This window comes from Pseudoalteromonas sp. L21, from assembly GCF_021728035.1.
GTDB classification, from domain to species: domain Bacteria; phylum Pseudomonadota; class Gammaproteobacteria; order Enterobacterales; family Alteromonadaceae; genus Pseudoalteromonas; species Pseudoalteromonas arabiensis.
The window spans coordinates 216,378-228,734 of record NZ_JAKKCV010000001.1 but is presented as its reverse complement, the minus strand read 5'-3'; the positions used below and the strand labels follow the sequence as shown (position 1 = coordinate 228,734).

Annotated in this window: 12 protein-coding genes; 7 read left to right on the top strand and 5 right to left on the bottom strand. The window is 40.0% G+C overall.

Annotated elements, in window-relative coordinates:
* Positions 1–14 precede the first annotated feature (14 nt).
* On the bottom strand, positions 15–1,958 hold the full coding sequence (locus tag L3V41_RS01075; RefSeq protein ID WP_237127025.1) for an LTA synthase family protein: 1,944 nt from the start codon (positions 1,956–1,958) through the stop codon (positions 15–17).
* Positions 1,959–2,125: 167 nt separating this feature from the next.
* Between L3V41_RS01075 and L3V41_RS01070 the strand changes: the two genes are divergently transcribed.
* The 4 genes from L3V41_RS01070 (at position 2,126) to L3V41_RS01055 (ending at position 6,697) form a co-directional block, all read left to right on the top strand.
* Entirely contained in the window at positions 2,126–2,800 is a 675-nt protein-coding gene (locus L3V41_RS01070; protein WP_062569919.1) for a response regulator transcription factor, read from the top strand.
* Entirely contained in the window at positions 2,800–4,206 is a 1,407-nt protein-coding gene (locus L3V41_RS01065; RefSeq protein ID WP_237127024.1) for an ATP-binding protein, read from the top strand. The genes L3V41_RS01070 and L3V41_RS01065 overlap by 1 nt, the downstream gene beginning before the upstream one ends.
* A 63-nt stretch (positions 4,207–4,269) precedes the next feature.
* Positions 4,270–4,458, top strand: a complete 189-nt coding sequence (locus L3V41_RS01060; protein ID WP_062569921.1) for a DUF3185 family protein — start codon at positions 4,270–4,272, stop codon at positions 4,456–4,458.
* A gap of 64 nt (positions 4,459–4,522) precedes the next feature.
* The gene (locus L3V41_RS01055) at positions 4,523–6,697 is read left to right on the top strand and encodes an exonuclease domain-containing protein (protein ID WP_237127023.1); all 2,175 of its coding nucleotides are present in this window, start codon (positions 4,523–4,525) and stop codon (positions 6,695–6,697) included.
* A 41-nt stretch (positions 6,698–6,738) separates the two neighbouring features.
* On the opposite strand, the gene queC is transcribed toward L3V41_RS01055, so the two are convergent.
* On the bottom strand, positions 6,739–7,419 hold the full coding sequence (gene queC / locus L3V41_RS01050; RefSeq protein WP_228074481.1) for a 7-cyano-7-deazaguanine synthase QueC: 681 nt from the start codon (positions 7,417–7,419) through the stop codon (positions 6,739–6,741).
* A gap of 121 nt (positions 7,420–7,540) precedes the next feature.
* On the opposite strand from queC, the gene queE reads away from it, so the two are divergent.
* The gene (gene queE, locus L3V41_RS01045) at positions 7,541–8,206 is read left to right on the top strand and encodes a 7-carboxy-7-deazaguanine synthase QueE (RefSeq protein WP_237127022.1); all 666 of its coding nucleotides are present in this window, start codon (positions 7,541–7,543) and stop codon (positions 8,204–8,206) included.
* A 71-nt stretch (positions 8,207–8,277) separates the two neighbouring features.
* Here queE and bcp read toward each other — a convergent pair whose 3' ends face one another.
* Positions 8,278–8,757, bottom strand: a complete 480-nt coding sequence (gene bcp, locus L3V41_RS01040) for a thioredoxin-dependent thiol peroxidase (protein ID WP_062569924.1) — start codon at positions 8,755–8,757, stop codon at positions 8,278–8,280.
* A 10-nt stretch (positions 8,758–8,767) separates the two neighbouring features.
* Positions 8,768–9,301, bottom strand: a complete 534-nt coding sequence (locus L3V41_RS01035; protein WP_062569925.1) for an ACT domain-containing protein — start codon at positions 9,299–9,301, stop codon at positions 8,768–8,770.
* 371 nt (positions 9,302–9,672) lie between these two features.
* On the opposite strand from L3V41_RS01035, the gene bamC reads away from it, so the two are divergent.
* Both bamC and L3V41_RS01025 read left to right on the top strand, forming a co-directional pair.
* Positions 9,673–10,734: an outer membrane protein assembly factor BamC gene (gene bamC, locus L3V41_RS01030; protein WP_237114247.1), complete on the top strand. Its 1,062-nt coding sequence runs from the start codon at positions 9,673–9,675 to the stop codon at positions 10,732–10,734.
* 71 nt (positions 10,735–10,805) lie between these two features.
* The gene (locus tag L3V41_RS01025) at positions 10,806–12,173 is read left to right on the top strand and encodes a YjiH family protein (protein WP_193987545.1); all 1,368 of its coding nucleotides are present in this window, start codon (positions 10,806–10,808) and stop codon (positions 12,171–12,173) included.
* 35 nt (positions 12,174–12,208) lie between these two features.
* Here the strand turns inward: L3V41_RS01025 and L3V41_RS01020 are convergent, their stop codons facing one another.
* Positions 12,209–12,352: a DUF2897 family protein gene (locus L3V41_RS01020; RefSeq protein WP_193987544.1), complete on the bottom strand. Its 144-nt coding sequence runs from the start codon at positions 12,350–12,352 to the stop codon at positions 12,209–12,211.
* Positions 12,353–12,357 lie beyond the last annotated feature (5 nt).

The following is a 12,357-nucleotide window of genomic DNA, read 5'->3' as shown; positions in this document are numbered from 1 at the left end:
ATCATTCCTCATCGCTACGATTTATTTGGTAAGCGATACAACTGTTCGGTATACGCTAAATTGCTAAATAAGACGTGCGCCAAGGCTTTTTTGGCAAGTTCAAGGTTGCTGCCAGCTTTATCAACGGCAACTTGGGTTTTACTTGCAGGGTCATAGCGCCAATAACTCACTTTTTGATTTGGCATGAGTATTACGGCTTCACCATTTTCTACGTAAGCAAAGTTGTCGTAGTACTGCATCATGGCGCGCTCAACGGGGTAGTGTTTCGTTAAATCATAACCAAGCATCGGGGTTGCTTGCTCAACACCTAATAACGACAACAAAGTAACTGGTAAATCAATTTGGCTGACTAAGCGAGTATCGCGCTTTGCATTTATATCGCTATTTAGGATCACAGCAGGGATGTGGAAAGATTTAAGCGGCACGGGTTCAGAGCCAAACACGCGCACATCATGATCTGCAACCACTAAAAAAACGGTGTCTTGCCAGTAATCTTGCATTTTTGCCTTGGCGATGAATTTACCGAGTGCGTAGTCAGCATATTTAATTGCTAGATCGCGTTTGACGTTTTCTGGGTCGTGGTCTTCAGGTAGTGTTACTTTACCTTCTGGAATATCGAATGGGTCGTGGTTACTTGACGTAAACACCAAGCTGAAAAAAGGTTTGCCTGATTTATTTAACTCGCTCAGCTCGTTATCAGCTTGATTGAACAAGTCTTCGTCGCTTACTCCCCACGACGAAATAAACTCAGGGTTTTGCATGTCATTAATATCTACAATATCGCTAAAGCCATTCCCTAAGAAAAAGCTTTTCATATTATCGAAATGACTTTCACCGCCGTAAATAAACTGGGTGGTATAGCCTGTACGGGCTAATACATCAGCCAGCGAGAAAAAGTTACGCTGAGATTTAGAAAGTTTGACCACCGAGCGAGAAGGAGACGGGGGAAACCCAGTTGTAACCGCTTCAATACCTCGAACAGAGCGCGTGCCCGTTGCGTATAAGTTATCAAAGCTCCAGCCTTGTTGATAAAGCTTATCAAGCTCAGGAGTCACACCAATGCCACCCAGTTCACCAACAAAGCGAGCACCTAAGCTTTCCTCTAAAATAATCACTAAATTCTTTTGTTTGCCTGTGTTAAAAGGTGTGTTGTTGGCTAGAGTAGGGATACGCTGAGTTAAAAACTGCGGCTTGTAGGCTGCTTGCTTTACTGTTTGTAAAATCTCATTACGTGGCATGGTGCCGTATAAACTACTGGCATTTTTTTCATTGCCCATATTTTTAATAGCAAACGCAACACTGTAAGTTGAATTTAGGGCCAAGGAGTTAACCAGTGAGTCACTTGAAAAGTACACTAACGCAGGGTTTAAAGGGCGGTGGCTTACAGTGCCCCTTGCGCTAATTAAGCAAACGAATAAGGTGGTAACGAGTATCACCACTTGGCTAACCATTTTAACGTTTTGCTGTTTGCTAAATGCTGCATTGATATAGCGATATGCAATTACACAACTAAGCGTTGCAATAATTAAGGTGCTTATTATGGCAAGTGGGTGGCCATGTATTAACATAGAAAAGACTTCTTGAGGGTAATCAAGATATTCAACAAATAAGCGATTTGGTCGCACATCGTACTGAGTAATAAACGCGGGGGTCGAAGCCTCAACAACCACGATTAAAGTCACAACTACGCTGCTATAAAGAGTAAACGCACGGCGAAATAAATCAGTCTTACTGCGTAAAAATACATGAGCGAGTAACACTAAAACAGCCAAGGCTGACAAGTAGCCTAAGCTGCTCAAGTCGACTCTTAAGCCGCCAAATAAAACCGCAAGGCTGTCGCCATCAGCTAACCTTTGTTGTTGCCATACTAGCAAGCCCACTCTCGACAATATAAAAACTGACATAATGAGTAGCGTAAAACGAAATAGTGGCTTTAGAACGGATGTGATTGCTTGCATAGTTGTACTTATTTAATTGAAAAGTACCGCAATACTAGGAAGCAAAGCTTAAGAAATACTTATGGAAAACTTAATGTTTACTGGGTTAGCTAAAATTCAGTAAACCTTAAGTAAATCTTAAGTTTTACAGCGTAAGCTGCGCTTAGAATGTTTTATAAGAGAGAGCTATGAAGCTATTACTCATTGAAGATTCGGCGTCTTTGCGACGCAGTTTACGAATAGGTCTTGAAAACTTAGGTTTTACCATTGATGAAACAGGAGATGGTGCCGAAGGGCTCAGTATGGCTATGTCAGGAGAGTATGAATTGATTGTTCTTGACTTAATGCTGCCTAGTATTGATGGCATTACTTTATTGCAAACCATCAGAGCAAAGCAGCTTGATGTGCGAGTACTTATTTTATCGGCTAAACAAGAGCCAGAAGATAGAGTTAAAGGGCTGCTTACAGGCGCTGATGATTACTTAACAAAGCCTTTTTCGTTTGATGAATTACATGCACGGTTATTAAACTTAACGCGTCGTGGGCATTTGAAAGCAAAAAGTGATGTGATTTATATAAATAGTTTGGCGCTTAACTTGCAGCTTAAATTATTACAAGTGGGCGATACCGTCATCGACTTAACACCTAACGAGTATAAAATAGTCGAGTGCTTGTTTAGTAATCAAAATAAAGTCATCACTGCAGAAAAACTGAGTAGTTATATTGCAGGTCAATACGATTTAGTATCAAAGAACTCAATCGAAGCACATTTATCATCTGCCCGTAAAAAAGTAAGAGCGGCTGGTGGAGAACTTCCCATTCAAACTAAACGTGGTTTTGGTTACATAGTACAAGGTAAGTGATGAAATCAATTCGAAGTAAGCTGGTTGTCACTTTATCAATTGCTATTACTGGGCTTGTTTTAAGTATTTTATTAGCCACCGATATTGCTGTTGATAGTTGGATTGATAACGAATTCAATCGCGGCCTGCAGTCAAAAGCAGGGATGTTAATGACCTTGGTACACGAAGATGAGCAAGGACTGGCGTTTAACTTCTCAAGTGAATTTATGCCAGAGTTTGATGGTAAAGTTGAACCTGAATATTTTCAAATCTGGACAGAAGCAGGCGTATTTACACGCTCTAAAAGCCTTAATTTATTTAAAGTAAAGACCCTTACATTACAGAGTTTAGACGTTGGTGAATCGAAGATTATTGCTGCTAAACTGCCCGATGGCCGTGACGGTAGAATCATTTATACTCGCTTTTTTCCTCAGGCTGAATCGCATGTAAGAGCCGGTAACTACGAAAGTAATAAGTCTGCTGTGCAAATGCCTCTTACCCTAGCGTACGCAGCCTCATCAGAGGAAGTGGATTTTATTCTTTGGCTCATTGATATTATTTTTGTTGTCACGACCGTCACCGTCATTGTATTTATTCGACTTTTTGTCCGTAAGTCAGTTGATTCATCGCTTGCGCCATTAAATCAACTCAATAAAGATATTAGCCTACTCAGCATTGCCGATAAAAGTGCTCAAATTGTAATTAAAGAGCCTGTAAAAGAGTTGCAGCCTATTGTTGAGAGTCTTAATGCGTTCATACAAGAAAACAGGCAGCTTTATTTTCGTGAGAAACGGTTAACGTCAGATATTGCCCATGAACTTAAAACACCCATAGCAGAGTTAATTAATATGGCAGAAGTGGCCATTCGTTTTCCCAAAGAGCAACAACTCAATGAAGACTTGAAGCCGGAAGTGCTAAACATTGGCCAGCGTCTAAAAAGCATTGTTTCTAACTTGTTGCTACTGCATAAATACAGTGATCAGGTTTTGCCAAAAAATGAGGCGTGTGATTTAAATCAAGTGACTATGCGAGTGTTGGAAAACGGTGATAAATCGAGACTCGAATTTGAACTCGATAAAACCCTGCCGGCTCTAGTCAGTAATATATTTGCCCTTGAGTCTATTATTACCAACTTGGTGAATAATGCTAAGCAATATAGCCCTGAAGGTACGCATGTGTTGATTAAAACTAAAAGAAAAGGGCGCTTAATCATTTTAACTGTTAGAAATACGCTTGTAACGGCTTTAAGTAAAGAAGAAATGAGCCAGTTATTTCACCCTCTTTGGCAAAAAGACACCGCGCGAACGTCAAATGATAACTTTGGACTGGGGTTATCGATAGCAAATGCATTAACGAAAGCTATTGATGCAGAACTATTGGTTGAGCAAAGTGAGCAAACAATTACCTTTAGTTTGATATTAAAGTGAAATTTTGCAGCCTTCGTGTTTATGTGCAACACTGATTATGAACAACAATAAGGAATAAAAACTATGGGTAAAATAATTGGCATTGCACTTATCGTCATTGGTGTTGCACTTGCTGTGTGGGGATATAACGTATATGACTCTGCCAGTGCGCAAGTAAGTCGTACGCTAAGTGGTGATACACCGATTGAAGCGTGGTTAGGTATGGTAGGTGGTGCAATCTGTGCGGTTGTAGGCATATTAAAAGTTAAGTAATCAAACATTGAAATTAGCAAGCTAATACCTGATACTGTATGTATATACAGTTTTGGTGTTAGCTATGCAGAAACAATTACCAGCAAAATACTATTTAAGTCACTTTTTTGAACTTGCAGAGTTTATCCAAACTCAGTGTACATGCCTGTTAACGGCTAAGCAGCAGTTATTTCTATCAAGGTTAATTCAACTTGATGAGCAAAGCTTGTGTACCTTATTGCGCATTTACTCGCGTAAGCCTAGGCTTGTAGCAATATCTTCACTTAATTATGAAGAGATCCCCAATCTCCATGGTGCTATTTTTAAGCTTAAGCAACAAGCGCTGGTGGCACACCCCACAGGTGAAGATTTAGATTTAGTACTTGAACATTTAACTAAGCCGGAGTTGGTGACCCTTTTAGCGAATGATGAGCTAATGTCATCTACTGTTGTTTTTAAAAAGTCAGCAAGCAAAGGGGCATTAATTCAACTATGCAAAGATCACATCGATCGTACGAGTAACCAGTTAGAAACGCTTTTTAGTCAATTTGTGGTGAATAGCCGAAGCCAGTATTACGAGTACTTTGAGTTTTTATATAGTGGTCGCTTGAGTGGTGGTGATATAAACCACCAAAATCGCTTTGTGATGCGTGATTTAGGAATAGCCAAAGTACGTGGTGATGTCAGCGGAGCGCTGTCGCGTTTTCAAACCTTGGCTGAAGCACAAACACATTATCAATTAAACCAATTGCGCATGCAGTTTAAGCAAAGCGAGTCAGCAGCGCAGTATCAAAACTTAGCAAAGGCACTTTTAGCCATTAGCTGTGAGGATGAATTAGCCCAGAGTATCAAAAACAAATTACTTATTCGCTTATATAAGCAGCTGAAGGAGCATGACTTAGCGTTTGCATGTGAGTTACTCGAACACTGTGAAGGCAGCAGTGAAGCGCAAGAGCTAGCAATTCGCCAGCGCTATAAAGAGGGGGATAAAGAGTGGGTTGAGCAAAAGCTTGAGCAAATAATTCACGATCCACTTGATGATGGCATTTTGTATTTTGCTGAGGATTTCTTACAACGCAAATACAATAAACAACAACGCTCGCGTCTAACGCAAATGCTTGTTGATACAGAGCATCAAATAAACATTGATGACATTTATCGTGGTGACGTAGAGCAAGGAGTGAGCGAGCATTACCAGCAACAGGAATGCACTGTCTTTTTTAGTGAAAATAACCTTTGGTTGAGCTTATTTACACTGACATTTTGGCAAGAGCTTTTTATTGATACGCCACACCCACCATGCAACGAATTTGATATTTATCCCAAAGTTCTGCTTGCTGATAACTTTTACGACTCACAGCAAAAACAAATAGAACAAAAGTTAGCATTTTTAACATCAAGTGATGCTTGGTTTAAGCATGTGTGTAAAGCGGCAGGGCAGTTTTACGATACACCGACAGGTTTATTTCAATGGCACAGTGATATTTTAGAACCGTTAAAGTTGCTTATAAAATACAGCGAGTTACAAAGTTTAAAGTCACATGTTTTGCAAATGACAAAAACATTTAAGCAGCTAAAAGATGGTTACCCAGATTTAATGGTGCTCAAAGAGGGCGAGCTCACCTTTGAAGAAGTAAAAGCCCCAGGCGACAAACTCAGACGCAACCAACTTGTCAGTATTGATGTGTTAAAACAGCATGGCTTTACTGTGAATATTGTTGCGGTAAATTGGTTTAATGATCCGAATCGCATTTACAGCGTGGTTGATATAGAAACCACAGGTGGCTTACAAGGTAATAACAAAATTACGGAAATAGCCGTTGTGCAAGTGCAAGCCGGCGAGGTGATAAATCAATGGGCAAGCTTAATTAACCCTGAGCGCAGCATTCCACCGTTTATTACTAAACTTACCGGTATCAATGCTGCCATGGTTCGTGATGCCCCACGCTTTGAGGAGATAGCTGCTACACTGCGCTCACTATTAAAAGGCAGTGTGTTTGTTGCTCACAATGTTAATTTTGACTATGGCTTTATTCGTAAAGAATACGCTGCACTTGGGCAAGGCTTTAAAATGCCCAAGCTATGTACTGTTGTTGAATCACGAAGAGCATTTCCAAAGCTCAAGTCTTATTCGCTCGGTAACTTAGCGGCTCATTTTGAACTGAATTTAACTAACCACCATAGAGCATTAGCTGATGCAACTGCCACAGCCGAGCTGTTAAATTTGATTCAACAAACACAATCAAAAAAGGCGAGTTAAACTCGCCTTTTAAACTTAATCTGTCCCCATCCAAAATAAGGTTATTCGTATTCGATAGGGTCGGTAACGTTATTTAATGCAAAAGCTTCTAAACGCTCTTGGCAGGCACCACATTTGCCACAAGCTTTGTCACGGCCGTTATAACATGTCCACGTTTGGCTATAATCAAGACCCATTTTTAAACCGTCTGTCAAAATATCGATTTTGGTATTATTTAAATACGGGCTGAAAATTTCCACAGCGTCATAGTTGGCAATACGGCAAACATCATCCATTTTTTGTACGAACTCTGGACGACAGTCAGGGTAAATTGCATGGTCACCTGAATGCGCGCCGTAATAGACTTTGCTTGCTTTTAAAGACACCGCATAACCCACTGCAAGTGAAAGTAAGATCATATTACGGTTAGGCACAATTGTGCTCTTCATGCTTTCTTCTTCGTAGTGACCTTCTGGTACTTCGATATCATCAGTTAAAGATGAGCCACCAATTAACTGGTTAATAGCTGAAATATCAACAATCTTGTGAGAAACACCTAAATTTTCACACACTTGAGCAGCTACTTTAAGCTCTTTAACATGACGCTGGCCGTAGTCGAACGACAGGGCATATACTTCATGGCCTTGTTGCAGGGCTTTATTTAATACGGTAAATGAGTCCATACCGCCGGAATAAATCACAACTACTTTTTGCGTCATATCTGTTTTGCTCTTACTTTTGATAGAGGTTTACTTCAGGGCGCGATATACTACACGGCTCGGGCCTAAATAACAATTTTTGCGCGTGTTTTTGGTTTTTTGATGGTATATATTTTATACCGTTGCGTCGTAAGTGAGATGTCTTTTGTACAAAATTAACGAAGTGTTTGAAACAATTCAAGGTGAAGCAAGTTTTACAGGCACACCTTCAATCTTTTTACGTTTACAAGGCTGCCCAGTGGGTTGTGCTTGGTGTGATACAAAGCAAACATGGGATGTTGATAATGTATATAAAGTGTCCTTAGATGACACGGTTGAGAAAAAAGCCGACTCAGATCATTGGGCAGAAGCAACGGCTGAGCAAGTTTTCGCATTATTTAAAGAGCGTGGTTATAACGCAAAACATGTGGTGATCACAGGTGGTGAGCCTTGCATGTACGACTTAAACCCAGTGTGTGAATTATTACACGCAAATGGCTATTCGACTCAAATTGAAACCAGCGGTACATTTGAAGTGCTAGCACCCGAGCAAACATGGGTTACTGTATCACCAAAAATTAATATGCGCGGCGGTTACACAGTACTGCGCAGCGCCATGCAACGTGCAGACGAAATTAAACACCCAGTTGCGATGCAAAAGCACATTGAAGAACTTGAAGACTTATTCTTGAAAACAGGTGTGAACCCACGTTTAGTGTACCTGCAACCAATTAGCCAAAAAACCTCAGCGACCAAACTGGCTATTGAGACCTGTATCGCTAAAAACTGGCGCCTATCAGTGCAAGTGCACAAGTATTTGGGAATTAGTTAGTTTATTACTCTGTAGAACAAAAAAGCGTTGCCCATTGGCAACGCTTTTATATTTCATACTCAGTTCAATTATTAGTTCTGAGCTAAATAATCAAGCACGACTTGATGATGGTCTTTAGTTTTAAACTTATCAAATACGTGTTTGATTTTACCGTCTTGGCCTACAAGGAAGCTAATTCGGTGAATACCCTCATACTCTTTACCCATAAACTTCTTGTAACCCCAAATACCAAATGCATCAGCAATTGCGTGATCTTCGTCGGCTAATAAATCAAAGTTAAGCTCTTTTTTGGTTTCAAAGTTCTTTAAACGTTTAATAGGGTCGGGGCTAATACCAACAACACGTGTATTGAATTTAGCAAGCTCAGCTTTTTCATCACGTAAGTTTTCAGCTTGTACTGTACATCCTGGGGTTGATGCCTTTGGATAGAAGTAAACAAGCACTTGCTGCTCTTTTAATAGCTCAGCGAGTACGACTGTTTCATCGTTTTGGTTTTGTAAACTAAAAGCTGGGGCTGTATCACCTGCTTGAAGAGGATTAATTTTGTTCATGCTTAGCTCCTTAGCGAATGCGTCTGAAAATATAGTCTACGTTCAAACTACGAGAAAGATCTTCAAAACTAACTTTAAATTTATCAATATCAACTTCTACTGGAATATTAAACTCTAGCTCACAACGCATTTTCACATCTTCATCTTCATCAAATGTATCTGATTTTAATGAGCAAATACTGATATTGTTATCAGCAAAAAAGCGTGTCACTTTACTGAGTGTTCCTGGTGTGTCGATACCTGTGTATTCGAGTGTATAACCTGCACAAAACTCGCTTGCTACATGGCTTGCTGTGCGCTTCATCATGGTTAATAAGCCTAGCTCCATCCCTTTAGTTGGCAGTGTATGTTCAATTCGGCTAATGGCTGACATGTCACCAGCTAATAACATGATGAAGGTAAATTCGTTGCCTAAAATAGCAATTCGACTGTCGATTATATTGCAATGACAATCACTCACTAATTGAGTTAGTTCGCTAACGATACCGGGTCTATCTTCACCGATCGCAGTGAGCACTATCTGATGATTCGTAAAAGCAGTCATGGAATTTTAAGTACCTAGTAATTAATAAATACCAACGGATATAAGCCAGAATAAGCTTTGATCTCACGTGAGTTTAATACCGCACGGCGGCGAAGTTTAACATAATTAACCTAATAGAGGATAGCGGTGATTAATTAAGCCATTAATAAAGTGCGCTCTTTCTTGTTTTTAGGGGCATCTGAAAGTACCATAGTTAAAATTTTGCAAGGCGATAAGCAAACATAGTGGTTACGCGCTAACCCATATTATTAGGGTTTTTTGCATAAAAACAAAAAATGTAAAGTCAAAAGTGATTTTACAGTGAACCAAATCGGCATTACCCACTCATACATTTGTTAAAAAAATTAAGGGTTTGCTAAGGAGAAATATCTGTGCAGTATTGGATCTCAAAGGCGCTTGCAGTAAGCGTAATGGTTAGTTTAACAGGGTGCGGTGTTTTTACCGACGAGGCACATCATAAACGTAATTATCGTGCTAACGAACCGGTTAAAGCGCCTGAAGGACTTGCGCAGCCAGCTCAAGATCTGACTTATAAAATGGATGTTGCTCAATATGACAACGATCCTGAAGCAAAAAATTATCGTCCACCCGCACAAGTTATCACTATTGCTCAAGGTAGCTGGGTAGAAGAAGGTGATAAAGATGCACGCGTTTACTTTGATAAAAACGATGGCATTGTTGATTTAGACGAGTTTATTTGGGACTCAATTAACGCTGTATTACATGAAGAAAATGCCAGCGCAACAAAGGAAGATAAGTTGCTTGGCAAGATAGAAACGGGTTGGTATAGCATCATAAAACCAGAAGATGTTTGGTTTTGGGAAGACGAAGCGGATGTTTCACAACAGCGATTCTTGTTTACAATTGAAGAAAAGTCTCACCAGCGCACGGCATCATTAAGCAGCAAATTGATTGATTTTAAAAGTGATTCGCAAGAACTGACACCACTTTTAAAGCAACAGCTTGAAGTGCGAGCACTTAATCAAGTGATTGCTGAGTTTGATTACCGTTATCGCCAGCTTGAAGTCGAAATGCGTAAGCAACAAGGTATTATTTCTCTTGAGATGGGTTTTGATAACAAAGGCAATGCTGCATTAGTGACTGAACAAGATTACTTTGTGGTGTTCGACCGTTTTTCTGGCTTCTTAGAGCGTTTATCTTTCACTATAGTTGAAATTGACCAAGAAAGAGGTTTGATTACGGCTGATTATAAGAAGCCTGAGTCAAGCGTTTGGGATTCAATTTGGGGTGAAGAATTAGCAGAGCTACCAATCGAGGATGGCCAATACCAAATACTTGTAAGCCGCACAAATGAAGGTGGTACGAGTTTGACATGGATGGACTCTGAAGGGACTACATTAGAGCCAGGTACAATGAATGACCTACAACAAGCACTAGAAAATGCGCTGCGCCAGCGCGGTATCAATATTTAATAATTATAAAAGTTAAAACCACCACAGAAAGAGCCTTACCGCTCTTTTTGTGGTTTTTACAGGTTGAAAATATGTCTAACTTAAACACTGCAAATCGCAGTAACTTGCGAACTTTGTTTACCTTTTTCGTTCCTTCACTTATCGGTGTCTTTTTGTTTATGACGCCAGTGCCTATAGGTGAAGCAATGACTATTCCTATTGCTGTAATGGCAAAGGGAGTTCAGCAATGGATAGCACCATTCGCATTAGGTTTAATAACCACCATTGTATGTATAACGGGTGTGCTTTCTTTAACTATTAAACTATTTCAGCCTAAAGTGCTTTTAAAGGTGTTTGTAATCAAGCATTTGTTTGATGTGAGTTGGCTGTGGCTCAGTGTGCGTCTATTCGGAATGGTGTTCATTCTACTGACCTATACCCAGTATGGGCCCGAAATGATTACTTCTAAAAATACGGGAGCTCTAGTTCTAAATGATCTACTTCCTGTGTTGTTTTCTGTGTTTATATTGGCAGGATTGTTACTTCCTTTGTTATTAAATTTTGGTCTGTTAGAGCTTGTCGGCACGTTATTGACGAAAGTGATGCGACCATTATTTGGCGTGCCAGGACGCAGTGCGGTTAATTGTGTAGCATCTTGGCTAGGCGATGGTAGCGTGGGGATTTTGATGACCGCACGCCAATATGAAGATAAACATTACACTCAACGTGAAGCGGCGATTATCGGCACCACCTTTTCTGCCGTATCAATCACTTTTTGTTTAGTTGTTATTGGCCAAGTTAAATTAGAGCATTTATTTGCCCCGTTCTATTTGACTGTGTGTTTAGCAGGTTTTGTTGCTGCACTTATCGTGCCTCGCTTGCCGCCTTTGCGTTTTAAGAAAGATTTATATGTTGATGGTACTCAACCTGATGAGCATGCAGAAGCAGTGCCAGAAGGAAAAACACTGATAACTCACTCGCTTGATGTTGCACTTGCAAAGGCAAGAACAGCACCTGGTTTCGTTGGTACTTTAAAAGAGGGGATTCATAATGCCCTTGATATGGTGTTTGCTGTGTTACCTGTGGTGATGGCAGTAGGTACATTTGCGCTTATTATTGCGGAATATACGCCAATTTTTGAGTATATGGGTAAACCATTTGTGCCATTTTTAGAGTTATTGCAAGTGCCAGAGGCAGAAGCCGCTGCACAGACTATCATGGTGGGGTTTGCTGATATGTTTATTCCGTCTATTTTAGCCGCGGGTAGTATTGAAAGTGATGTAACGCGTTTCATTATTGCGGCAATGAGTGTGACACAATTAATCTATATGTCTGAAGTAGGTGCCTTACTACTAGGTAGCAAAATTCCTGTGAATATCGTTGAGCTGTTCTTAATATTTATTTTAAGAACCTTAGTGACACTGCCTGTTATCGTTTTAATGGCTCATTGGTTAGTCTGATTGAGTCTTTAGGTATTATTATAAAGCCCTGATAGTTAATCAGGGCTTTTTTGATCTTTATCATCATCGTTTTGTGGTTTTTTAAAGTCCATTTTTGCAGCGCGTCTTAGTAACGCTAGATTACCAATTACAACGCCGAAAACCGCAACAACAATTGCAATTTTTTGCCATGTTTCCATACTCA